Source organism: Lysinibacillus sp. NPDC096382 (genome assembly GCF_044762845.1).
Taxonomy (GTDB): Bacteria; Bacillota; Bacilli; order Bacillales_A; family Planococcaceae; genus Lysinibacillus.
This window is the reverse complement of record NZ_JBIWFC010000001.1, coordinates 117,816-140,987: the sequence shown is the minus strand read 5'-3', so window position 1 is coordinate 140,987 and position 23,172 is coordinate 117,816. Positions and strand designations below refer to the sequence as shown.

Below are 23,172 nucleotides of genomic sequence, written 5' to 3'. Positions count from 1 at the left end.
GCAATTAGAGGAACGAAGACTAGGAGCATCACTCCCTGTAATACGCCTTCGTATCAACCTCCTGCTGTCGCTGTTGCTAGACAAACCTCTTTAGTTGCCCAAGCGTCTCATTGGACACTCCCAGGAAAGAACCAAACCGCAATGGAAACTAACCCATCGTTACAGTGAAAACCTATTTCGGATGTAACTGTTTTAAATATTCGATTGCATCATCCACAGTTTTAACCGGAACTATTTTCATTTTTGTTCCAATTTCTTTCGCAATCTTTACTGCTGTAGCATAATTAGATTCCAGTTCAGGATATTTAGCTTTCATTTCTGGAGTAATTTCATCATCTGGTGCAAAAAAGATTTCCATACCATCACGATCAGCAGCAATGACTTTATAGTCTATTCCACCAATTCTTCCAACAGAGCCATCTACCAGCATTTCACCTGTCCCCGCAATAGCATAACCTTTCGTTAAATCTTCTTCGAGAAGTTGGTCTAAAATTTCTAAGGTAAACATTAGCCCAGCAGACGGACCTCCAATATCCTCCGTTTTCATAGACACATTTGGATTTGTTTCAATAGATTTACTTTCAGTATAAGTAATACCTAATCCTGCCCTTTTCTCTTCTGATTTAGGGATTTCCTTTAATGTAATCGTTACCTCTTGTTCTTTTGTATTACGATTAAATTTAATTGTCACCTTATCTCCAAGTTGCTTTGGCTTTAAAAGATCTACAAGCGTTTGTTGATTTTTAATTTTTTGTCCATCAACCTCAATAATTTCATCACCAGCTTTTAATAAATTATCCGAAGCACCGCCATCTAGGACATTTAATACAAAAACACCATTAAAGAGAATTTTTGTTTGGAGACCAGCCCTCTGAAAAGCTATATACTTTGCATTAAATTGAGAATCAGACATTAATTTAAACTGTCGAACATTATATTCCTCTTCATCCTCTAATGGATTTCGAACTTGTTCAATATTCATTAGTTTTTGATATTTTTGGGTTTTCGCCCATAAATATGAAAAAGGCGTTGCTTGCTGCATAGCCACCGTCATTAAGCTCAATGATCCTTTATCATCGGTGTGACTATTTTCAACGTTAACAAATTTACTGACATCATAAGCACTTCCCGGCTTCATGATATAAGCGTCTAGTCGGAACAACATTAAAAAACAAATCACGACTATTAACACTGCATAAATACTAATTTTTTTCTTCAAAGAAAAACACCTCCTAGGACGCTCGCAAAACCATACGTTCATGTTTTTGCCTTTTTTACATATATTGATTTTAGCATTTGCCTATGTGAATGACAAAAAGTTGAAACGAGATGATAACATGTATGCGATAATTCAAATAGCGATTTGCATAGTTCTTATTCTATTACTCTTGTTATTCCCACAAACTGCTCATAATGGTACTGATTTAGGTTTAAACCTCTTTATGGAGGCCCTTTTTCCGTATTTATTACCTTACCTTATTTTAACGCAATGGCTTCTCCGTTTAACAGCTCCTATGCGAACTAAAACAAAAAGAGCTTCTTTATACGTACAAGCCTACATTATTAGCGCACTCGGAGGGTATCCATCTGGAGCAACAACGATTGTTTACTTAAAAAACAGTGGGCAACTACATCCAAAAGAAGCAAATTTTTTATTAGCCGTATGTCACGCACCTAGTCCTCTTTTCGTGCTAGGCTTTGTAAGCCTTGATTTATTACACAGTAATACGTTCGGATGGATGTTTTTATGTTTACTACATAGTTTTAATATTTGCTGTTTAATAACTGGTTACTTCTTATTTCGTAAAACGGATCCTCCTAGCATCTCCATACACAATACACCTTTGCATACAGCACCATTTTCTGAAAGTATTAAAGAAACAGCACCGACAATACTTTTAGTTGGAACTACAATAATTTTTTTCACTACCATCCAAACGATTGTCCAGCAAGGCTTAGATTCACTGATACCTAAACTTCCCTATACAGCTGAGCTTTCCATAGCAGCCATTCTTGAAGTTACAAATGGACTTAAAATGACCGTCTCAGCATTTCCAGATCTCCCATATTTACCATTACTAGTTGTTATGTTGTTAACAATGCAAAGTATAAGCATTCACTTACAAATTTTCGTAATTGCGAAATCAGCCAAACTTTCCGTTCGACCATATATAAAATTCCGCCTACTTAGCATAATCATTGTACCCACTATTTATGCTCTTTTTTTCTTAAAATAAATAATCGTTCTTTAGAGTAAAGATAAGGTTTACTATTTAATGATTGGCATGAGGAGTAAAGAATGGACTTAGGAGTAAGCATAGCAGAGGAAATCAATCATTCCCCTACTCCTATAGCTTCCCTCGAATTTAATCACAAATAATAGCGCAGAAAGTATTATGATAATTCCTAAATCCATTTTTTGTAAAACAAATAAAACCAGGACAAAATTCTACGTCAAAAAAGCGCGGGAAATCAACTTTTTTAAAATTGATTTCTCGCGCTTTTTAAAGCTTAGACTAGTTTTTGTCCCAGCCTCATTCTTTTAGTTTATTTAACAATTATGCCTCGTTGCTGTCGCTTGCGTGGCGTTCTTAGACCTCTATTTCGTCTTATGTACCGAAAGTTTAGCGACAGGTACAGATGTTTGGACACGGGCTAAAAAAAGTTAAAAATGATACTTTTCCTTCAAAGCTTCTACAACACAAGCAGGAACAAGCTCGCTAACATCACTACCATATTTCGCAACCTCTTTAACAATGCTTGAGCTTAAGAATGAATATTGATTTTTTGTCATGATGAAAAACGTTTCAATGGTTTCATCAAGAAAACGGTTCATCGAAGTAATTTGCATTTCGTATTCGAAATCCGAAACAGCACGTAGACCACGGACAATCGCTTTTGCTTTTTTTTCCTTAGCATAGTCTATTAATAGCCCCGATGAACTTTCAATACGTACATTAGGCAATGTTTTAGTGACTTCTGCCATTAATGCCATGCGCTCTTCCACTGAAAATAACGGCTGCTTGGATGAATTATTTAAAACAGCAACATAAACTGTGTCAAATACATCTGCCGCCCGTTTAATAATATCTAAGTGACCAAATGTCACCGGATCAAAACTTCCAGGAACTACAGCAATCTTCTCTGACAACTTATTCTCCCTCTTCCTCTATGCAACGATCAATGTCCAAGGGGTGCTTAGACACCTTCCGAATGAAGATAAACGGATATAATCGTTCCGCCATATATTTCTTGTCTTTTTAATACAAAGTCCCCAAATATCTGTGGTAATTCTACTTCTTTTGCATGCTCACATAAAATAATGCCATCATGTTGAATTTTATCATTATCAACAAGAATCTGTACTAAGTCATAATATTCTTTATGATGATATGGTGGATCTAAAAATACTAATTTAAACGTAATATCACGTTTTAATAACGCTTTCACAGCACGCTTCGCATCGATACGAAAAAGCTCAGAGCAATCCTCGTAACGACATTTTTTTACGTTATCCTGTAGTACCTGGAACGCCTTTGCATCTTTTTCAATAAATACGGCGTGCTCAGCCCCTCTACTTAAAGATTCGATACCTAAGCCACCACTCCCTGCAAATAAATCGAGCGCTATACCTCCGTCGAAGAATGGGCCAATAATATTAAATATGGATTCCTTTACTTTATCAGTTGTAGGTCTCGTCGTGTTCCCTGCAATTGCCTTTAAAGGCATCCCTTTACGTTCTCCTGCTACAACTCTCATAGGTAAATCACCGTACTTTCTTTTTCCATAAATCAATTTCGCCTTGGCGTAATTGTTGTTGTTGCTGTCGCTTCGCTTTCGCACAGTCAAAACCCTCTTGTTGCTGCCGCTTCGCTTTCGCACAGTCAAAACCCTCTTGTTGCTGTCGCTTCGCTTTCGCACAGTCAAAACTCTGTTGTTGCCGCAACAACAACATGCTGATTGAAGATAAAAGCATTTTTGCAGCGAAAGACGAACCTCCGCTGCAAAAAGTTTATTCTTGTTCTTGTGTTAATAACTTAATATTGATACGACCATCACTTTTTTGTAATTCTACTAAAAATAATCGTTGTAGCCAAGCTTCTTCAATATAATAATTATTGGCAATTTTAATAATCGGTTCTGAAATAGTCGAATATCTACGTTGATTAAATACATAAAATCCTGGTTCTTTCGGGAATCGGAAGGTACGATTATCACTATTGATATAATACCCATTTTCACCTTCACCAGCAGTATAGCCTAAATAAGGTAACAATTTATCAGCATTATATAATACTTGCCCTTCATAAAGTATTACACGAACGTCTTCTTTCAAAACATCATTCACGTAAACACTTCGTTCATCCTCAAATAATAGTGGATATGTGCCATTTTCTTGAGCAGCATTCAACTTAAAATAAGACGTTTTTGCATCTAATACCTCGGATAAAAGATCGTCCATTGATGCAGGGGAAATCGGCTCTTCCCCAAGTTTATTCAAAGCTTCCTGCCATGTCGACTCTTGATTAGCTGTCATATATTCTTTTAACGTCTTCACGATTTTCTTTGCTTTATCTGAGCCAATCGTATCTTTCACTAAATAGGATGCCACCACTTCCGGCAACCATGTCGGTGAATCTTTAAACTTATATTGCGACTTTATTTGCGACAGTATAACTTCCTGTTCAACAGCTTGTTCCGTTAGCTCTGGTAAAAATAAAAGTCGGTCATCATGTTCTTTCACTGGATTCTTATCTTGAATAATAGCAATATGTTGATCATTCAAAAACTTAAAATTCTCCAATGATTTCAAGAAATCCTTCGAAATAGCTCCCGGGGCATAAATAGACAATACAGGAGTTTGCTCTTGTACTTTTAAATTAGCCGTTTGCCAATAAATATCACGAACTGTACCATATCCACTAAACATTGTATAGTTAACAAGTGATAGTTTTTGCTGACCTACTAAAGGCAAGCCCGTTACCCACTGACCAACAATTTTACTATCCGTTGAAATATGTACAACAGAGTAAGATGATTCACCATTCGTTAATGTGGCGAAAGCATTTTGGATGAGCATTTTATCTTTTAAGCCATCCTTAATTGGAATTATGTATGAAACAGATTGTGATTTAGTCTCCCCTTTTTGAAAATACGAGACTTCTTTTGATAAGCGATCACAACTTTTTTCGTTATCGATAAAGCAACTAGGATTTATCGCATTTTCTGGCCACTCTATCTTCACTTTTTGGTTGGGTAAATTTTTAAAATGTTGACGAATATCCAAGCTATTTTCTCGATAGACAATCTCTATCTCTTGTGAATAACGGAATTCGCCATCGCCTGTCTCTAAGTCAGAAGAATAAGCATGATACTGAAAAAATAACGTTCCGGTAATGATTAGTGCTAGAATAGAAAAAAAACTCATTGCAAATTTCATGTGCTTGACCTCCCGCAGCATGATACTATGTGTATTGGAAAGGATGTGCAATTTTTATGCCACAACAATTTATAGAATTAGGTGAGGGCTATGGTGATGTTTATGAGCTACTTGAAATAGTGAGAACCAACCAAGATCGCTTCCACCAAGCCTTTATACTAACATCCACTAAAGAAGAAAAAAAGGTTGCCTCTTTAGCAGTCGCTTTAAAACCAGTCGGTGAAAGTAAATTCATGCCGATTTATATTTGTCGAGAAGGCATCCCTTATAATGAAGAGCAGCCTTCGCAGCGACAAAAAATGTTTGAAGAAAGTATTAAACGACTAGATCGAAAAGCGGTTGTTGTAGAAATAAAGCACTCTTCTATATTTTCGGAATCAAAACTATTTTATCAATACTTGATTGGAATAATGAGACTTCATCACTATATTCCATCGTTGACATAGTATTATAGACCCGCTTTGTAGTCATATTCTTTCGCTTTATCTGGTTTTGCATTTTCATACTCAGTTTTAACAAATGGACGATAAGACTTTACAACGTCTTTCACGAATGGAAGGCGTTGTAGTTTTGTTGTCATTGGTTCAATTTCCTCTCGCTCGCAATAAATTACTACATATTTTTGCCTCCGAGAAATATAAAGAACATGACCATATTTTCGAAGAGACTTCGCATGTTTTAATTGATGGACGTAAACGATTAGTCCTTGGCGTTCGTTCATAGTATTCCCCTCATTTCTTACATAAAAGAATACCATAGACCGGAAAATGATAGCAACAGAGTTTAGCTGACAGAACGCTCAATTTTCCGTTATAATGGAAAAGCATACAACTTTGACTACACGTTTTATATTCACTTATGTAAGTTATAGAGTTCTAGTTTACGTTAGATTGCTCACTGAAAAATCAATTATGCCTCGGCATAATTGTAGCTGACGCTTTGCTCTCGCTACACAAAACAATTGCTGAAAAAGTGAAATTGCCAGTACTATTTATATTAATTTAATTGTTAAGGAGGACGAATATGGGTAAGAAAACAAAGATTGCTCTTGCAATCGCAGCGGCAAGTGCAGCTGCTTGGGCAGGTAGTAAAGCTATTTCTAAACCTCAACAACGAGAGGGGAAACAAGCATTACAATTTGATCACCCAATTATTCTCGCACATCGTGGCGGTGCTCATATAGCACCTGAGCATACAATGCCTGCTTTTGAAAAGGCCGCACAGTTAGGTGTTGACGGCTTTGAAATAGATATTCGCTTAACCAAAGATGAGGAAATTATCGTTTTCCACGATGATACTGTCGATCGTACGACAGATGGCTATGGACTTGTTGCAGATATGACTTTTGCGGAAATAAATGCATTAAACCACGGTTATCAATTTGAAGATTTAGATGGGGGATATCCTTATCGAGATGAAAAAATAGACGTTGTATCATTACGTGAACTATTAGAAACTTATCCAAACATGTTAGTAAATATTGATATTAAAGATGCACCAGATACGTATGAAGGAAGTTTAATGCCATCTAAACTATGGCGTTTAATTGAAGAACTTGGTGCTGAGAATCGAGTAGTTGTCACAAGCTTTTACGGTGAACAGATCGATCGCTTTAATTTATATGCACAAAATCAAGTAGCGCTCGGTGCAGGTGAATCAGATGTTCGTAAAGCATTTGCTTCTTTCTCAAGCCAGTTTGGACACTTATATCATCCAAAGGTAGACGTATTCCAGATACCGCCTAAATCAGGAGTAATCACACTGGAATCTCCGAAGTTTATCCAGTTTCTAAACAATTTAAACATTCCTGTTCATTATTGGACTATCAATGACGTAGCAACAATGAATAAATTAATTCACAACGGTGCAAAAGGTATTATTACAGATCGACCTGATATTGCTGTAGAATTACTACAAAAACAAAAATAATAAAATGGAGATTTGGCTTCATTTTATTATAATTAACACTTAATTGGTGAGGGCCTTCTTTTAACAGCCCTTACCTTTTTTAATTTCTCTACCTATTATAATTAGCGGTACAAAGACAGCTGCCCTATATGATGAATTTTATGCGCAATAACTTGGTGCAAAATCTCATTTTTAGTATAAGCATTTATACCCAAAGAGCCGCGTCCTATTGTTGAAGATCACAAAATATAAAAAATAACGACTGCATACATACGTTGTAATGAAGTAAACTATATTATTAAAAGCATTTTGTTCTTTATTACTCTTTAACAGGAGTTGGATAATTACAGAATATTAGGTAGGAATTATAAAAAAAAAAGAAGGAGAGATACGATGTTCGATCAAGTTGCGTATTTGATTTTTCAAGCACTGGTAATTCTAACGGTTTTGGTTGTTGTGGTTGGCATCCCTCTTGGGGATACACTGTTTAGAAAAAAATAAAATTGTATCCAAATGTTTTAAAAGTCAAGTTATTTTCTACTGTTAAAGATTTAACAATATTGCAAATAAAATGTTACACATTATAATAGCTTTTTGCAGAATTAGTTGAAGGACTAATTCTGCTTTTATTTTTAAAAGATGTAGCTTTTTAATAAAGTTCGATTAAAAGTAAGTTGCAAACGCTGATTTTATACTGAAAGAAATGAAACAAAGTTTGATCAAATCAGTTGGTTCTTTATTTATCTAGTTTGGTTTTTATAAAAAAGTTTGACTATTTCGGGATGCGAATATTCAATTAAACAAGGCATAAACAAAGATGACTTATTTTATTATTTGGTCGCTAAAAATTTAAATAAAACAAAGGGCAAATCTTCAATTGAGTAGATTTTGCCCTTTTCCTACGGACGGTTAGGACATGGGGATTTCTCATAGTACATCACAGGCACATCATTTACGTAAATTAATGCAACATCAATAATTTAACAAATCTTGCTCTCACCCTTTATGAAAGGTTCTTATGGTCTGCTTCACCAATAAATTATTTGCCATTTATAGTTGTCACTTCCCCTGTATTTCCCCCTCACACGACTTCGACAAAAAACGAAAAAGAATGGTTAACGCTACTCTTAGAATCTTTAATGTTCCTCTTTCTCATTACAAGAAAACTCATAACTCTGAGTTAACTTATTAGTAATTACTAATTCGTACTCTCCATCTTTTTTTAAACATTCTGAAGAAAGCAAGCCTATTTCTTTGTTATTAAAATAACTTTTTACAGCAATTAATATTGCAAATACCAATAACAAAGTAAAAACAATTATTATGGAAATTTGAATATAATTATAATCCCCATTAACATTCTTCACATAAATCTCCCCCCTTTAAGCTATAATTAATTAGATTTTACCCAAAATAATGTATTAAAGGAAGGGATTTCTAATAGTAGCCAATTACACTCAGAATGTAGAGGACACTAACCATCATAATAGTAGGGAATAAAGGCTGGAATTTAGCTGAATAAACCAAATAATCGAGTTGGCTAATATCATGCCCATTTGTAATACCAATGTTAAATAACTCTTTAAACGGTGTTGAATACTTCCATTCCAAAGAATTTTCTATAATGGCACTTCCCTCATACCAAGCTATAAATGTTGATTCAGCTAAAATTAAAATTCCAATTATAAGTTGCAATATATACTTAAACAATTTATCCCTCCTGATAAAGTTCATTATTCACGATACCAGAAACGTCCTCTTATGTTAAAAATCCACTTTAAATCCATTAATCATAATGGATTTAATTTGTTCGGGCTTTAATGGTTCCTCTGACATTAACTTTAGTTTCACTTGATTTTCATCCGTGAAGGAAACTAAACTTGTCAATTCCTTATGACTTCCGTCTTTATTAACAATTGTAGCCGTTAATTCTTCCGTTTCTGTCGCATCGCCTTCCCCTATGAACGTTAAACCCAGTGGAGAAATCTTCAGCTCTTTCGCTTTCCAGTCACCAAAATTCATAGCAAATGGCACTGACTGCCCTCTCATCTCTTTTAGTTTGAAGGTTGCTTCCCAATCACCCTCCACATATTGACCAGCTGTATAAATCTTGGCCTGCAACTCGTGCTTAGCTAAATCGATATCCTTCACATCAAATATATTTTCCTCATAATTATAAGCATAAATGGGTGTTCCTTGTTCATCTCTCCCATAGGAATATCTCTCTGTAGGATGAATCTTCTGCCCGACTTGATTTACCAAATAAAATTGTCCGTGATCAATCGCATTATTGGCTGGCCACTCTATTTGCACATAGAGTTTGTCATTTTGAAGTCCTATATTTGTCATTCTCATTCCGTCATATAGTTGAGTTTGAATATTCAATTTACCTGCAGGCAGTACATATACATCCTCTAACACTGATTTATCATTTAAAAAAGAACGGATTTTTAACTTAAAATTATCTGTACTACTCCCATTAAATGACATGAATCGAACTAAGGCTGTTTTCGTTGTAGCATCATAACCAATTCTTTCCACAGTAAAAGACCGTCCTTTTGACATGGAATAATCATAAATATCCAATGTTTCATCAATACGGTTTCCTTCAACATCCTGCAATGTCACATACACTACTGCCATATCTTCATCTTGCATTGCTGAAACGATTTCCATTTTTACCCCATCATATTCAACAGTACTTTCTATTGGTTCAAGTAATGCAGCTATTTCAGGGCTAATTTGCCATAGCAAATTTTTTACATTGTCATTCATTGCAGCACCAACTGTAATAGAGCTAGCTAGAAATACGGTAGCCACTGAAGGAATGAGCCATGTTCTCTTCCTTTTTTTCTTTACTTGGCTAACACCCATTTTCGCTCTTTTGTGTAAATCCTGCGGTAATGGAATCGACTCTACTGACTCTTTTAACTTATCCATAAAAATCTGCCTCCTCTACTTGAACACGTAACTTTTTCAATGCACGATAAAGGATTGACTTTACTGTTCCTAATGGGATTTGGAGCGTGTCAGCAATTTCTTGAAAAGTATAGCCCTCATAATATTTCAGTAATACAATTCCTTTTTTCATCGCTTGTTAATTCCTCTAGTATCTGTTGTAGCAAGACTTTAACGGTATGGTCACCCTGTTCAAACTGTATATTGTCTATGTATTCATTTTGCATAGGCACAATCTTTTCTAGCTTTTTTAAACGATTCAGTGAATTACTAATGGTAATCTTAATAAGCCATGTTTTAATGTACGCAGGTTCTTTTAAGCTTTCAATTTTATCGAACGCTTTATAAGCGGTTTCTTGTACAATATCTAGAGCCTCCTCTTCATTCTTTAAATAAACAAATGCCATTCGATATATATCTGCTTCATACATTTGAAAAAGTTTTAAAAAGGCTTTTTCATTTCCTTTTTGAGCTTTTTTAATTAAACGAATAATGTAACTCACTCCCTTCTATACATTAGACAATTTAGTTCATGATTTAGCTTAACTAATCTACATTTTCCCATAAAAAAAATAGGAAGAATATTCTCCCTACGATTTCATTTATATTATTCCAATTAATTTTTAAACAGCGGGGCTGAAGAAAACCCCACTGTTTAAAGTTTTGCTTTATTGTAGATGATGTAATACAGCATCCGTTACATCACGTAATGTCGCTGTTCCGCCCAAATCGCCTGTTTTAATACCTTCAGCTAGTGTCGCTTCCATCGCATTCAGCACTTTTGTACCAATTTCATGATAGCCTAAGAAATCAAGCATCATTTTACCTGTCCAAATTTGTCCAAGTGGATTTGCTATACCTTGTCCTGCAATGTCAGGAGCAGAGCCATGAACTGGTTCAAACATGGATGGATATTGTCTTTCTATATTTAAATTTGCAGCTGGAGCAATTCCGATACTTCCCATAATCGCACCACCTAAGTCTGTTAAAATATCCCCAAATAAATTGGATGCAACAATGACATCAAAGTTTTCTGGCTTCATTACTAAAAAGGCAGCTAAAGCATCAATATGATTAGATACTTGTCCTATATTCTCGTAATCTTTACCTACTTGCGCAAATATTTCATCCCAAAAAGGCATACTGTATGTAATTCCGTTAGATTTTGTGGCACTTGTAACATGCTGGCGTCGAGTTTTCGCCATTTCAAATGCATATCGCATTGCACGCTCTGTTCCTTTCCTTGTAAAAATAGCATTTTGGATAGCGACCTCATCCTGTCCACTATGTATTCTGCCACCACTCTCAGCATACTCTCCCTCTGAGTTTTCACGTACAACAACAAAATCAAAACCATTTGGGTTACGTAAAGGTGAAGGTAAACCTTGAAGTAATTTTGCTGGACGCACATTAATAGATTGCTTCATCTCACGGCGAATTTTAATAAGTAGGCCCCATAATGAAATATGGTCTGGTACTAAATCTGGCATGCCTACAGCACCTAAAAAGATTTGATCGTAACCTTTCAAAATTTCAATACCATTATCAGGCATCATTTTACCTGTCTCTAAATAATAATCACAACCCCATGGGAATGTGGTCCATTCAAATTGAAAGCTGCCATCTAATTGAGCGGCTTTATCAAGAACTTCTATCGCCGCTGGTACTACCTCTTTACCAATCCCATCTCCTGGTATAACGGCAATTCGATAAGTCTTCATCTGTTAATCCTCCTTCAATTTCTATAACACCTATGCAATTACTATACAATTTTTCTGCAGTAATTACACCCTGATGTTTATGGCTGTCGCTACTGTAGCATAGTATAAAAAAGACTGTATAGAAACTCACCCGAGTTTGCATACAGTCTAAGAAAAAGTATTACCTATGTTTATGCAGAGCAAGAGCAAGAACCGCCTGAGCCACATCCTCCACCACATGAAGAACCTGATGCAAAGAACGGATTACTTACAGGAACTTTTACCGCTTCTGAAACATTTTTCCCTATAAGTAAGCTTATTTGATCAAGTAAATCTTGAAAATCGTTCTCAGCAATTCTTAAAGCTGAAACCTTTTCATTTAAATCGAGTGCGCGCTTTTGCTGACGAATCGATTTCATAATTGTATGATAGTCCGGATGATATTTTCCGAAACGTTGTACATCTTCATACTGCTCTTTCATGCGATTAAATGCATAAATAGCTTCGACTATTTGGACATCGCTATACACAGCATTATATGCTTGCTGCAGCATTTTCGCAGGTTCAGAGGAAAGAATCATCTCACAAAGCGCATCGGCCTCATCCAAAATGATTGCCCAGTCAGAGGTCATCATCATTTTTAATTCCCCCAATCTCTTTTCCATCATAACAGATTTTATGGTAATTTTACATTATTGATATTTTTAAATGAAGGAGTTTTTAAATTGGTACAATCGTCTAAAAAAGAAATAGAACAATTACTTGCAGAGATTTTACAACATAGTACAGCTGAAGATGAGGAAGTTTTACTGCATTTATTGTCTGGCCTTCACGATAAGCAACAAGGTATTCATCGACGCTATATTAATGCTGCCTTACACATGGTTGGCAAATTTGAGCCTGAAATTAGCGAAGTTCGCATGCCCATTACACCTGTTATCCATAATACCATTAAGGTACCACACGGCGGGATTATTGCAACAATTGCAGATGCAGCAATGGGAGGACTTGCTTCACGTTCAGTGCCAGAAGGCTTTAATGTTGTCACAACAAATATGAATATCTCTTATATTGCTACAACAACCAACAAAGAACTTATTGCTCGTGGACGTTTCGTACATAAAGGGCGTCAGACACTTGTGATGGAATGTGATATCGAGGATGAGACAGGACGAAAACTTGCTATTGCGACGGGTTCTTTCTTTGTCATTCAACGCCGTCCTTAGACATAAGATTTAAAAAGTAATCTCGAATACATTGTTGATCGGAAAAAGGGAATTTTTGATTTTTTATTTGTTGGGTCTGTTCATGCCCTTTTCCGGCAACAAGTACAATATCGCCTTTTTCTGCCTTTGCTAATGCTTGATGAATAGCAACTTTCCGATCTAGATAGACTTCATAATATTGCTGCTCAGTAAAACCAGCAATAATACTTTCATTAATTAAAATTGGGTCTTCATCACGTGGATTATCAGTTGTTAAAAAAATGACATCCGCATACTTACTAGCTACTGCTCCCATCGCAAAACGTTTCGCCTTATCTCGATTCCCCCCGCAGCTAAATACAAGGTAAAGGGTTTTCGAGCGATCAAAAGTTTGCAGAACAGCCTGTAATGCCTCTGCAGTATGTGCATAATCTACATACACATCAATCCCAAATGGATTGTCTATTTTCTCAAGTCTTCCTTCTGGTAGCCTTAACAACCACATATGCTCTGCTATCTCTTCAATTGAGAAACCTAGGCGCCATAAAGTCATCAACGCAGCTACAGCATTTTGTACATGATATTTACCAACAAAAGGGATTTCTACAATATGCTCAGTCGATGATGTTTGTAAACAAAGTACCGTTTTTCCAAATGATTCACTGACAATTTGGATATGTAAATCATTATGATTATCAAAGCCAAATGAGCAAGATTTTTTCTTATCATAAATACCGACGGAACGGCAAAAATTATCATCTCCATTTAGCACTAGCTTTTTCGATAAATCTGCCAGCCTTTTTTTCGCACGCTTATATGCCTCGAGTCCTCCGTGATCTTCTAAATGATCCTCCGATAAATTTAAAAAAACACCACAATCGATATCACAATGATCAAGTCTATTTTGCTGTAATCCCATTGATGAAGCTTCTAAAACAACATGTGTAACACCATTTCGTACACATTGCTTTAAAATCGGATGCAACTCTTTCGCCTGTAATGTAGTTAATTGCTCATACACGGTTTGTTGTTTCTGTTCATTGATGAAAAATCCTACTGTTCCAATAACTGCAACGTTTTTATGTAGGGCTCTTAATAATTGGCTCAAGAAATGACTCACTGTTGTTTTACCATTTGTACCTGTAATCGCAATGACTGTTAATGCTTCTGCGGGAAAGGCTGAAAGCTTTGCACTCGCATACGATAAAAATAAGGCTGTATTTGGAACCCAAACAAAAGGAATATTTTGATCGGTAATAGGCATTGAAATACTTTCTTCTGATACTATCGCGGCAGCACCCCGGGCTAATGCTTCTTTTACAAAACGATTTCCCGATGTCTTCTTACCTTTACGTACAATAAAAATATCCCCAGGTTTTACTGCCTGAGCATAATCCTCGACTCCTGTAATAGTTGTGCGAATAGATCCCCCAGTTACGCTACACGGCCAGTCTTTTAATAGCTCCGCTAATTGCAAGCTTCATTCCCCCTTTCGGTTCTCTATCATATGACGGCGTATGTAACGATGTGACGAAAAATGTAGGCGATCATTGTGCTTATCTCACCTATAGAAGTGGGAGACTTCTATAGGTAAGATTTTGCTTTCGCTTCTCAATACATTTGAAAAAGACTGAAGATAAACTTGATTTCGCCAAGTTTATCTTCAGTCTCAAATTTCTATTTATGGTGATGATTCATCAATATTTTCTACTGGTTCCTCAGAGTCTTTCTCACTATCCAGCCCCTGTGAAGATGATTCTAATAATATTTGCGTATAATAGTTTAAAAATACTCCAGATCCCGCTGTCGTATATTTATCATTTAAAATGACATTTCGATGCTCAGGTGAATTAAGCCAGCCATGCATTGCTTCAATCGCATCAAAATAATCAGTCGCAAGATTTTCATTTGCTTCACTATATTCGATTCCCTGTGTTTCTAATCTCTTTTTTAAATCTCCATTTGTTGGTGATTCATGAGCAAGGAAATTGTGCACCTTCATATCTTCACTATGCTTTTTTGCAACTTCTTCTAATGAATCATCCATATTTAATGGTGTTAAATCATGTTGAACTCTTGTTACATTTATTAAATCGTTAAGCTGCGCAGCATTTGCTTCATTAATTTCCTGCTGTAAAAAGGAAGATGGTGGTGTTGGTATTACTAGCTCACCTTGATAAGTCATTTCATACGGTTGATGAAGAACAAGGGTTTTACTATTAGTAAAACGTATTCCTTGTAGCTTACCCGTTTCTCTATCTATATAAAGTTGTGCAAAAAGCCCTTCAAATTTTACAAGCAGTCGTGTCTGCATATCTTCTTCACTCATCGAGAAAACGAAAATATTTTCACCGACATTCGCAGTTACTTCATAATCAATAATTGTCATTCGGTATATCTCATCGCGCTTCTGACCAACCTTAAAAGGAGAAGCATCCAAATCTTCACCAGCAATGTAAACTTGTGTCACAATGTGATTGTCAACGCCTACCATGAAAAATGTAGAAGCACTGGAGTTATAGATCCACCAATCATATCCAAAGGAGGATGGTTCCTTTCGTACTGGTTCACCATATTTCTCCAAAACTACCTTAGCTTCTTGACCGATTAATGTCGACATCCCGCTTTTTGGACGTGTCGTTGCTCCCATTTCAGGCTGCTTTAATTCGGTTTTGGGAATAACATTTGAATTGGCATTCGGGCCTTTTAGTGGCTCGTTTTCACGCGGTGTATTAAAAAACATAAAGCCAATTAATGTAATTGCAGCACATGCCATAAAAATGCGAAATAAAGCTTTCATACATGACTCCTTCTTATCACATTAGTCTATTTATTATATCAATTGTAATTGGGTTGACACAATGTTGTCATTGCAACAATGTCGAATATGCTCTATTATAAAAATGAGCGTATACTTTGTACGAGAACCTAAAGGAGGATTAAAGATGTATTTCGAAAATACTAACCTTGAAAATTTAACAGCTGATCAAGAACTTATTGTAAGCGTCATGAAAAAAAACGGTTTAGAATGTGATGGCGGCTGGGATTACGAACGTATGACATTTGATAAGCGTTTCGATACTCGCGAAGGTCGTTATTATCTACGTGTATTCTCATATGCTAAATCTGGTGATGTTGGTGCACACGATGCCATTTTAACATTAATGAAACCAGTACTTGGTAAGTACTACTATCCACACGGCGTTGAGTATGGTGATGATGAAGTTTATCCAGCTCATCTTGTAAAAAAATGTGAAGAAATCTTAAAAAAGGTTAAATTAGACCTAGAAGCTTTTGAAATTCATGCTTAATTTTAGATAGTTATGTCATTTTGCATTGATGTCGATTAAACATCGAAATTATTTTATTTTTTTATAAGGGTATACAGTAAATCGGCAATAACATGCAGTGCAATAGCTAAATCTGAAAAGACTGGTGGTCCAGTCTTTTTTATTTTGAGTAAAAATTTTATTTCTTCTCATACTAACTATATCTTTTACATGATGTAGGTGAGACAAATGTTACAATTTTTAAAACATCCCTTTTTTCGCCATCCGATCATTGTTATAGCTATCGGAATTGCAATTCTCTGGTTTATATCTCTGTCATTACCCATACTGCTTGCCTACGTAACTGCATTATTATTGGAACCTGTCATCATACGAATTAGCAAACGGTTCCGAAAAAAACGCAAAATAGTCGCATCTCTTTTTTTCTTGTTCTTTTCAAGCATGACATTACTTTTATGTATTCTCATTATATTTATAAGTTGGAAACAATTTTCGACATTTATCATTCATATTCCAGAGTACCTCAACCAGCTATCAGCACTATGGATTCAAACACAATCCAAGCTTTCCAACTATACTTATCACTTGCCCTTAGATCTTATTATACAAATTCAACTTATGATAGCACGAGCTCTCTCTTCAATCGAGAAATATGCTCTTTCTTTAACAAATGTAAATGTTTGGTCATCTTCACTTACGTATATAACTTCTCGTTTGTTCGATATTTTCGTTTATTGGATTGTACTATATATGTTTCTTTTAGAATTACCGAATATTAACCGTAAAATGTTAGCACCTATTTCGTTTCACTATCATCAAAAAATACTATTTATTGGACAGCGCGTAAAACTTGCTTTATTTGGTTTTGTAAAAGCTCAATTTTTAATTGGTATTTGCATTTTTGTTATCGCTTTTGGAACCTTTTATTTTCTTAAAACACCGTTCCCATTTATTTTTGCAATCTTACTAGTCATTTTAGATTTCGTGCCTTTTTTAGATTCATTTATTTTGCTTCTTCCTTGGGCAATATACAAAGCTTTTACAGGTGAATACATTTATGCTGTTATGTTAGTCGTACTTACGATCGCACAATTTTTAGTTCGACGAATGATTGAGCCTAGAGTTATTGGAAATAAAGTTGGACTCTCCTCACTAACAACCTTTATTGCCATGTTTATCGGTTTTAAAATGTTTGGGTTTTCCGGTATTTTAATTGGTCCTTTACTCGTTGTTGTTATCGTTTCCCTATTTAATCAAACATCCATAAAAAATCTCCCACCTTCTCAAAAATAAGGAGGGAGATTTTTTTTTTTAATCAATTATGCCTCGGCATAATCGCGTCCAGAATCGGCTTTGTGCTGCATATAGAACTTCATTCCGATTCCATGACATCCGCCGGAGGCTTCAGGCCAATAAATGTTTTTTGCGCGAATGCGAAGCATCAGCAGCAAATGTTTTTTGCGGAAAGCCCAGTGCGCAGGTACAGATGTTCGAACACCCGCTAAAAGAGGTTAAAAGCCTAATATAGCTTTAATGACAGATGTTGTTTCACCTGGTTCAAACATAACGTATAGTAAAAAGTATACTAAAACTCCTGTAATAGCTACGAAGAACCAAATAATACTTGTAATCGGTCCAATACGACGGTGAAGCTTGAGATTAGTTTTCAAACCAGAAATAATACTAACAATTCCAAATACTGCTCCAGTTGTTGCGAGAGTAATGTGGAAAATTAAGAAGAAAGTATAATATGGCTTTAAATCTTCTCCACCACCAAACGCTGTGTTACCAATAAAGACTGTTCGTGAAGCGTAAATAATAAAGAAGATAAGTGCTGCAACTCCTGCTGCAAGCATTACTTTTTTATGTGCCTCTACTTTTCTTTTTATAATTAAGCCCCAACCAATAGCTACAAGTACAGCACTAATAACGATGAATGACGTACTTATAGTAGGCAAAATTTGCAATTCCATTTACAAAACCCCTTATACAAATTAAAGTTTCTTTTTACAACTGATGTTGTTGTTGTTGATTTTCCCATTTCTTTTGATGTTCTTTTAATGCATCAGCAGTAATTTTATCAGGATCCTTTTGTTCTGAACGATACCACTTAATAAATATTGATCCAAGTAATACACCAAAAATAAGCTCTTGTAAAATCTTCATTAAAACGCCGCCTAGTTGCTGATCGGCAACAGGTGTCATATTTGTAAAGAGCTCTGGTCCTGATAAAGATAAACTAGACAATGTAGAAACAGGTACACAAAGTTCCATTGCCTTTAGCCATGCATCACCATTTGTATATGTTTCGTACATAGCGTTTGGCGCAAAAATAATTAACGCACACGCAGGTGTAATTAATACCGCGTTAGCAATAATATAGGCTAATTTATACAAGGGTTTCATATGCGAACTATTAGGCATCTTTTGAATCAAAGGCCAGTACATTAAAGTAGCAGAAACAAATAATACAAATGTATATGTACCATGTAAAGTTTCGTTTAATTTAATGTAGTCTAATACTGCAGGTAAATGGTAGAAAGAAAATAAACCAATAAACACAAATACCGCAACGACAGGGAGTGTAAGTACTTTAAATAAAGATTTAACAACCGGTGCTTCAATCGCAACTTTCCATACCCACCAAGGAATTCCCTTAATTAAGAAAATCGGCACAAGTAACAATAAAATAGCCATTTGCACCATATGCATCGTAAACATAATATGCGCCATTAAATCTATTGGAGATCCTTTAATAATATAAACCGTTACCATTGCCAGTACAAAATAAATAGCCTCTTCCTTTTTCAAAGGCTCACTTACTTTAAAATCCTTGCGCCACTTTGTTGTGACTAGAAAATAGATGACTGTTATGAAAACAAGAACCCCTATTAAGTATGGGCTCCATAAAGCTTGGAAACCAAATATACTAAGTGGCATACAGAACGCACTCCTTTTACTTCAATACCCCTATTATAGAACGCTTACACTTATTCTGCAATGAACGAAAGGTGAACAAATTACTATCTATCTATAGTTTACCTTTCTTACAGGATTATCATATTTATAGAAAAAATATTCGAAGTATATAAACCCAACATGAAATATATTATTTCTTGCTAGCTCATCATCATAGCGTGAGAGTGATTTCCGTTCCAGGCTACTCGCTTTCCTGTGGGCGGGCGACGAGCCGCTTCCTCCGCTTCCTCCGCTTCGCTCCGTCCAGGGTCTCGTCTGTCTCGCTTTCCCACGGGAGTCGAGTAGCCTTCCACTCCAATCAACAGTAGCGTAGAATTTTTATTAATTTTAACATTTCAAAAGTGGACGCTATGACAACGCACCATAATTGAACAGAATAGATGTATAACAGTGACGTAATTGTACATTAGTTTTTGCTACCGCTTCGCTTTCGTACAGACGAAACTCTTTTGATAAAGTCGCGTCTTCACTTAAATTAAAGCTACATTTAAGAGGAACATGCTATGTAAATCAGTTGATTAGAGTGGAGACTGGGCGACTCCTCGGGGATTAGCGTCACAGATGAGACCCTGGAGCGAGCAAAGCGAGTGAAGCGGCTCATCGGACGCCCCCAGGAAGCTTTGCTCTGTGTGAAAGCGAAGCGACAGCAACAAAGCGCCCAGTCGGAACGGAAATCAACCACTCGTTTTGCTCTAGAGCCATAATGGATGCCTTGGTTCTTACCTGCTCATCACTATAACGTGAATAGAACCCAAAAAGAAAAGCACGTTCCTACTGAAAGTAGAGAACGTGCTTTTTTGGTGATTACCACCAAATAATTGTTAAAAATGCTAAGAAGAATGTAAATGCGATTAGTATACCCATCCACATGAAGAAACCAATTACACCACCGAAGTGTGTTTTTTTGTCTTCTAAGTGCATGAAAGCGTAAAGTTGAAGAACAACTTGAACACCAGCAAGCAATAAAATAAGCGGTAATACTAAGTATTTAGAAAAATCAGCAGCAACTACTGCGAATGCGATGAACGTAAAGAAAATCATAATCGCAAAGTTGAGTACTTGTTTACGCATATGAACGGCATTATGATGACGATCATACTCGTATTGTGCCTGTGTCTTAGCAACTATAGGTGTATCGTGTGTAGACATATTATCCGATCACTCCCATCAAGTATACTACTGTAAAGATGAATACCCAAACTACGTCGATAAAGTGCCAGTATAAAGCAGCTACGAAAAATTTAGGTGCATTGTATAAGTTAAGACCGCGCTTAGCATTACGAAGCATTAACGTAGCAAACCACACAAGACCCAATGTTACGTGGAAACCATGTGTACCAACTAATGAATAAAACGCAGTTGAGAATGCAGATTGGTCAAATGTAAAACCAAGACCTACATAATGATTGAATTCATAGATTTCAAGACCTAAGAATCCAAGACCTAAAAGTAATGTAATACCAAACCAAGTTTGCATAGCTTTAAAGTTAAAATTACGCATATGGTAAATGGCATAAACAGACGTTAGTGAAGATGTTAATAATAACATCGTCATAGCGAAAGCTAAAGGTAATTCAAATAAACCTTGTGTTGTGAACTCCATGCCAGCAGGCCCTTTGTTCTTAAGCGCTAGGTAAGTAGCGAATAAACTTGCGAAAAGTACAACTTCACAGGCAAGGAAAATCCAGAAACCAACAACTTTATTTTTCCCTTCCATCGTCGCTTGTTCAGGATGATCTGGCCAAGTATGAGGAGTAAATTTAGTATTGAAATCCATTATTTATTTCCTCCTTTGCCGTAAAGATGTTCTTCAATTTCAAGAATTTCTTCTTTGTGTAAGTGGAAACCGTGATCGTCCTTAACAGAACGGAAAATCATAGCACCGAATGTAATTGCAAGACCACCGATTAAAATATAAATTGACCATGGTTTATCTGCATCTTGATTATAAAGAGCACCGAATGCTGCGATAAACAAGCCCATAGAAATAACAAATGGGATAGCTGAGTTATTTGGCATATGAATATCACCGACTGGCTCAGCAAATGTAATTTCTTTATTACCTTCTTGCTTTTCAATCCACCATGGATCTAAACCACGAACAAGTGGTGTTTGACGGAAGTTATAGAATGGGATTGGTTGTGGAATTGACCATTCTAATGTACGTCCATCGCCCCATGGATCGCGACCTGCTGGTTTGCCTTTGATTGACATTAAGCAGTTGATTACCATTAAGATAACCCCTACACCCATCATTAATGCACCTATTGTAGAGATATAGTTGAACTGATCCCAACCTTGACCTTCTCTGTAAGTGAATACGCGACGTGGCATACCCATTAAACCTAAGAAGTGTTGAACGAAGAACGTTAAATGGAATCCAATAAAGAATACCCAGAAAGTAATTTTGCCAAGTGTTTCGTTTAACATACGGTTGAAGAAAATTGGCCAGTAGAAGTGCGCTGAACCAAATAACGCTGTTACGATACCACCAACGATTACGTAGTGGAAGTGAGCAACGATAAAGTAAGAATCGTGTAATTGGTAGTCAAGAGGTGCAGATGCTTGCATTACCCCTGTAACACCACCCGCAACGAATGACGGGATGAAACCAAGTGCATAAAGCATTGGTGTTGTAACTTTAATAGATCCTCCCCAAATAGTTAAGATCCAGTTAAATACTTTCATACCTGTTGGAACGGCAATTGCCATTGTTGCAACAGCAAAGATTGCGTTTGCTGTTGGCCCAAGACCAACTGTAAACATGTGGTGAGCCCATACCATGAACCCTAAGAAACCGATTAAAATTGTTGCGAATACCATTGAAGAGTATCCAAATAAACGTTTACGAGAGAACGCTGGGATAATCTCAGAGAATAAACCAAACGCTGGTAATACTAAGATATAAACCTCTGGGTGTCCGAAGATCCAGAATAAGTGTTCCCAAATAATTGTGTTACCACCCATCAAATGGTCAAAGAAGTTACCACCGAACATACGGTCAAATAACATCATTAATAAACCAATTGTTAATGGTGGGAATGCGAATAAAATTAATGCACTTGATACTAGCGCTGTCCAAGTGAATAATGGCATACGCATGAATGTCATACCTGGAGCACGCATTGTAATAATCGTAACGATAAAGTTAAGACCTGATATTAATGTACCCGCCCCTGATATTTGTAAACCGAGAACATAGAAGTCAATACCATGTCCAGGAGAATATAAAGATAATGATGCATAAGACGTCCAGCCCGCATCAGGCGCGCCACCCATAAAGAATGACAGGTGAAGGAATACTGCACCTAGGAAGAATAACCAGAACCCTAACGAATTAAGGAACGGGAATGCTACGTCACGTGCACCAATTTGTAATGGTACAAGCATGTTCATAAATGCAAATAGTAATGGAGTTGCAGCTAGGAATAACATTGTTGTTCCGTGCATTGTTAATAATTGATTGAAAAAACCAGCTGAGACGAAATCGTTATTTGGTTGCATTAATTGAATACGCATTAATAACGCTTCAAAACCAGCGATAGCGAAGAACAATGTGCCGGCTAATAAATACATTACTGCTAACTTTTTATGGTCAACAGTTGTAATGTATTCCCAGACAGTTGCTCCAAAGCCCTTTTTCTGTGTGTATGAGCTCACAACTTTTACCTCCCTCAAAGTTTGTTACATTA

At 36.3% G+C, this 23,172-nt stretch carries 25 protein-coding genes; 6 read left to right on the top strand and 19 right to left on the bottom strand.

Features of this window, described 5'->3' with window-relative positions; genetic code table 11:
• Positions 1–172: 172 nt before the first annotated feature.
• Positions 173–1,219, bottom strand: coding sequence for a SepM family pheromone-processing serine protease (locus tag ACIQZA_RS00685; RefSeq protein ID WP_400934148.1), 1,047 nt, complete (start codon positions 1,217–1,219; stop codon positions 173–175).
• Between the two features lie 118 nt (positions 1,220–1,337).
• Here ACIQZA_RS00685 and ACIQZA_RS00680 point away from each other — a divergent pair, with 118 nt between their 5' ends.
• Positions 1,338–2,237, top strand: a complete 900-nt coding sequence (locus ACIQZA_RS00680) for a hypothetical protein (protein ID WP_255504992.1) — start codon at positions 1,338–1,340, stop codon at positions 2,235–2,237.
• Between the two features lie 428 nt (positions 2,238–2,665).
• Here the strand turns inward: ACIQZA_RS00680 and coaD are convergent, their stop codons facing one another.
• From coaD to ACIQZA_RS00665, 3 genes are all read right to left on the bottom strand, one after another.
• The gene (gene coaD, locus ACIQZA_RS00675) at positions 2,666–3,151 is read right to left on the bottom strand and encodes a pantetheine-phosphate adenylyltransferase (protein ID WP_142507566.1); all 486 of its coding nucleotides are present in this window, start codon (positions 3,149–3,151) and stop codon (positions 2,666–2,668) included.
• Positions 3,152–3,198: 47 nt separating this feature from the next.
• Entirely contained in the window at positions 3,199–3,759 is a 561-nt protein-coding gene (gene rsmD, locus ACIQZA_RS00670; protein ID WP_402880160.1) for a 16S rRNA (guanine(966)-N(2))-methyltransferase RsmD, read from the bottom strand.
• A gap of 253 nt (positions 3,760–4,012) precedes the next feature.
• Positions 4,013–5,440 (bottom strand): RNA polymerase II, encoded by a 1,428-nt coding sequence (locus tag ACIQZA_RS00665; protein ID WP_400934143.1) that lies wholly within the window; start codon positions 5,438–5,440, stop codon positions 4,013–4,015.
• Positions 5,441–5,496: 56 nt separating this feature from the next.
• Between ACIQZA_RS00665 and ACIQZA_RS00660 the strand changes: the two genes are divergently transcribed.
• On the top strand, positions 5,497–5,886 hold the full coding sequence (locus ACIQZA_RS00660; protein ID WP_142507569.1) for a DUF7147 family protein: 390 nt from the start codon (positions 5,497–5,499) through the stop codon (positions 5,884–5,886).
• Positions 5,887–5,888: 2 nt separating this feature from the next.
• On the opposite strand, the gene ACIQZA_RS00655 is transcribed toward ACIQZA_RS00660, so the two are convergent.
• Entirely contained in the window at positions 5,889–6,161 is a 273-nt protein-coding gene (locus ACIQZA_RS00655; RefSeq protein ID WP_142507570.1) for a YlbG family protein, read from the bottom strand.
• Positions 6,162–6,463: 302 nt separating this feature from the next.
• Between ACIQZA_RS00655 and ACIQZA_RS00650 the strand changes: the two genes are divergently transcribed.
• The gene (locus ACIQZA_RS00650) at positions 6,464–7,369 is read left to right on the top strand and encodes a glycerophosphodiester phosphodiesterase family protein (RefSeq protein WP_400934140.1); all 906 of its coding nucleotides are present in this window, start codon (positions 6,464–6,466) and stop codon (positions 7,367–7,369) included.
• A 1,115-nt stretch (positions 7,370–8,484) separates the two neighbouring features.
• Here the strand turns inward: ACIQZA_RS00650 and ACIQZA_RS00645 are convergent.
• The 7 genes from ACIQZA_RS00645 to ACIQZA_RS00615 all read right to left on the bottom strand — a co-directional run bounded on the left by ACIQZA_RS00645 (position 8,485) and on the right by ACIQZA_RS00615 (position 12,644).
• Positions 8,485–8,715 (bottom strand): hypothetical protein, encoded by a 231-nt coding sequence (locus tag ACIQZA_RS00645; protein WP_400934137.1) that lies wholly within the window; start codon positions 8,713–8,715, stop codon positions 8,485–8,487.
• Positions 8,716–8,785: 70 nt separating this feature from the next.
• Entirely contained in the window at positions 8,786–9,058 is a 273-nt protein-coding gene (locus ACIQZA_RS00640; RefSeq protein WP_400934134.1) for a YjdJ family protein, read from the bottom strand.
• Positions 9,059–9,112: 54 nt separating this feature from the next.
• On the bottom strand, positions 9,113–10,288 hold the full coding sequence (locus ACIQZA_RS00635; protein WP_402880163.1) for a hypothetical protein: 1,176 nt from the start codon (positions 10,286–10,288) through the stop codon (positions 9,113–9,115).
• Complete coding sequence (locus tag ACIQZA_RS00630; RefSeq protein WP_402880165.1) at positions 10,281–10,439, bottom strand: RNA polymerase sigma factor; 159 nt, start codon at positions 10,437–10,439, stop codon at positions 10,281–10,283. The genes ACIQZA_RS00635 and ACIQZA_RS00630 overlap by 8 nt, the downstream gene beginning before the upstream one ends.
• Complete coding sequence (locus ACIQZA_RS00625; protein ID WP_402880166.1) at positions 10,405–10,809, bottom strand: sigma factor; 405 nt, start codon at positions 10,807–10,809, stop codon at positions 10,405–10,407. Before ACIQZA_RS00625 ends, ACIQZA_RS00630 begins: the two co-directional genes overlap by 35 nt.
• Positions 10,810–10,974: 165 nt before the next feature.
• Positions 10,975–12,027 carry a tartrate dehydrogenase gene (locus ACIQZA_RS00620; protein WP_400934128.1) on the bottom strand — a complete coding sequence of 351 codons (1,053 nt, stop codon included), beginning with the start codon at positions 12,025–12,027 and terminating at the stop codon, positions 10,975–10,977.
• A 170-nt stretch (positions 12,028–12,197) separates the two neighbouring features.
• Positions 12,198–12,644 carry a YlbF/YmcA family competence regulator gene (locus ACIQZA_RS00615; RefSeq protein ID WP_400934127.1) on the bottom strand — a complete coding sequence of 149 codons (447 nt, stop codon included), beginning with the start codon at positions 12,642–12,644 and terminating at the stop codon, positions 12,198–12,200.
• Positions 12,645–12,731: 87 nt separating this feature from the next.
• On the opposite strand from ACIQZA_RS00615, the gene ACIQZA_RS00610 reads away from it, so the two are divergent.
• Complete coding sequence (locus ACIQZA_RS00610; protein ID WP_400934125.1) at positions 12,732–13,232, top strand: PaaI family thioesterase; 501 nt, start codon at positions 12,732–12,734, stop codon at positions 13,230–13,232.
• On the opposite strand, the gene ACIQZA_RS00605 is transcribed toward ACIQZA_RS00610, so the two are convergent.
• Both ACIQZA_RS00605 and ACIQZA_RS00600 read right to left on the bottom strand, forming a co-directional pair.
• Positions 13,213–14,688, bottom strand: coding sequence for a UDP-N-acetylmuramoyl-L-alanyl-D-glutamate--2,6-diaminopimelate ligase (locus ACIQZA_RS00605; protein ID WP_402880169.1), 1,476 nt, complete (start codon positions 14,686–14,688; stop codon positions 13,213–13,215). The two genes, ACIQZA_RS00610 and ACIQZA_RS00605, sit on opposite strands and share 20 nt — an antisense overlap.
• Before the next feature lie 204 nt (positions 14,689–14,892).
• Positions 14,893–16,011 (bottom strand): CAP domain-containing protein, encoded by a 1,119-nt coding sequence (locus tag ACIQZA_RS00600; RefSeq protein WP_402880171.1) that lies wholly within the window; start codon positions 16,009–16,011, stop codon positions 14,893–14,895.
• Between the two features lie 145 nt (positions 16,012–16,156).
• Between ACIQZA_RS00600 and ACIQZA_RS00595 the strand changes: the two genes are divergently transcribed.
• Positions 16,157–16,522 carry a YugN family protein gene (locus ACIQZA_RS00595; protein ID WP_132357615.1) on the top strand — a complete coding sequence of 122 codons (366 nt, stop codon included), beginning with the start codon at positions 16,157–16,159 and terminating at the stop codon, positions 16,520–16,522.
• A 207-nt stretch (positions 16,523–16,729) separates the two neighbouring features.
• Positions 16,730–17,794 (top strand): sporulation integral membrane protein YtvI, encoded by a 1,065-nt coding sequence (gene ytvI / locus ACIQZA_RS00590; RefSeq protein WP_400934116.1) that lies wholly within the window; start codon positions 16,730–16,732, stop codon positions 17,792–17,794.
• Between the two features lie 218 nt (positions 17,795–18,012).
• Here the strand turns inward: ytvI and ACIQZA_RS00585 are convergent, their stop codons facing one another.
• The 5 genes from ACIQZA_RS00585 to ctaD form a co-directional block, all read right to left on the bottom strand.
• Positions 18,013–18,474, bottom strand: a complete 462-nt coding sequence (locus ACIQZA_RS00585; RefSeq protein WP_142507580.1) for a DUF420 domain-containing protein — start codon at positions 18,472–18,474, stop codon at positions 18,013–18,015.
• Between the two features lie 34 nt (positions 18,475–18,508).
• Positions 18,509–19,441: a cytochrome c oxidase assembly factor CtaG gene (ctaG, locus tag ACIQZA_RS00580; protein ID WP_402880173.1), complete on the bottom strand. Its 933-nt coding sequence runs from the start codon at positions 19,439–19,441 to the stop codon at positions 18,509–18,511.
• 843 nt (positions 19,442–20,284) lie between these two features.
• Complete coding sequence (locus ACIQZA_RS00575; RefSeq protein WP_132357623.1) at positions 20,285–20,629, bottom strand: cytochrome C oxidase subunit IV family protein; 345 nt, start codon at positions 20,627–20,629, stop codon at positions 20,285–20,287.
• 1 nt (position 20,630) lies between these two features.
• Positions 20,631–21,257 carry a cytochrome c oxidase subunit 3 gene (locus ACIQZA_RS00570; RefSeq protein WP_142507582.1) on the bottom strand — a complete coding sequence of 209 codons (627 nt, stop codon included), beginning with the start codon at positions 21,255–21,257 and terminating at the stop codon, positions 20,631–20,633.
• A complete protein-coding gene (ctaD, locus tag ACIQZA_RS00565) occupies positions 21,257–23,140 on the bottom strand; it encodes a cytochrome c oxidase subunit I (protein WP_400934108.1) in 1,884 nt (627 codons plus the stop codon). The genes ACIQZA_RS00570 and ctaD overlap by 1 nt, the downstream gene beginning before the upstream one ends.
• Positions 23,141–23,172 lie beyond the last annotated feature (32 nt).

Excerpts from the sequence above, each read along its gene's own strand:
- ACIQZA_RS00680 (WP_255504992.1), top strand. The coding sequence starts at position 1,338 with ATGTATGCGATAATTCAAATAGCGATTTGCATAGTTCTTATTCTATTA.
- rsmD (WP_402880160.1), bottom strand. The coding sequence starts at position 3,759 with ATGAGAGTTGTAGCAGGAGAACGTAAAGGGATGCCTTTAAAGGCAATT.
- ACIQZA_RS00665 (WP_400934143.1), bottom strand. The coding sequence starts at position 5,440 with ATGAAATTTGCAATGAGTTTTTTTTCTATTCTAGCACTAATCATTACC.
- ACIQZA_RS00660 (WP_142507569.1), top strand. The coding sequence starts at position 5,497 with ATGCCACAACAATTTATAGAATTAGGTGAGGGCTATGGTGATGTTTAT.
- ACIQZA_RS00655 (WP_142507570.1), bottom strand. The coding sequence starts at position 6,161 with ATGAACGAACGCCAAGGACTAATCGTTTACGTCCATCAATTAAAACAT.
- ACIQZA_RS00650 (WP_400934140.1), top strand. The coding sequence starts at position 6,464 with ATGGGTAAGAAAACAAAGATTGCTCTTGCAATCGCAGCGGCAAGTGCA.
- ACIQZA_RS00635 (WP_402880163.1), bottom strand. The coding sequence starts at position 10,288 with ATGGATAAGTTAAAAGAGTCAGTAGAGTCGATTCCATTACCGCAGGAT.
- ACIQZA_RS00630 (WP_402880165.1), bottom strand. The coding sequence starts at position 10,439 with ATGAAAAAAGGAATTGTATTACTGAAATATTATGAGGGCTATACTTTT.
- ACIQZA_RS00620 (WP_400934128.1), bottom strand. The coding sequence starts at position 12,027 with ATGAAGACTTATCGAATTGCCGTTATACCAGGAGATGGGATTGGTAAA.
- ACIQZA_RS00615 (WP_400934127.1), bottom strand. The coding sequence starts at position 12,644 with ATGATGATGACCTCTGACTGGGCAATCATTTTGGATGAGGCCGATGCG.
- ACIQZA_RS00600 (WP_402880171.1), bottom strand. The coding sequence starts at position 16,011 with ATGAAAGCTTTATTTCGCATTTTTATGGCATGTGCTGCAATTACATTA.
- ACIQZA_RS00595 (WP_132357615.1), top strand. The coding sequence starts at position 16,157 with ATGTATTTCGAAAATACTAACCTTGAAAATTTAACAGCTGATCAAGAA.
- ytvI (WP_400934116.1), top strand. The coding sequence starts at position 16,730 with ATGTTACAATTTTTAAAACATCCCTTTTTTCGCCATCCGATCATTGTT.
- ACIQZA_RS00585 (WP_142507580.1), bottom strand. The coding sequence starts at position 18,474 with ATGGAATTGCAAATTTTGCCTACTATAAGTACGTCATTCATCGTTATT.
- ctaG (WP_402880173.1), bottom strand. The coding sequence starts at position 19,441 with ATGCCACTTAGTATATTTGGTTTCCAAGCTTTATGGAGCCCATACTTA.
- ACIQZA_RS00575 (WP_132357623.1), bottom strand. The coding sequence starts at position 20,629 with ATGTCTACACACGATACACCTATAGTTGCTAAGACACAGGCACAATAC.
- ACIQZA_RS00570 (WP_142507582.1), bottom strand. The coding sequence starts at position 21,257 with ATGGATTTCAATACTAAATTTACTCCTCATACTTGGCCAGATCATCCT.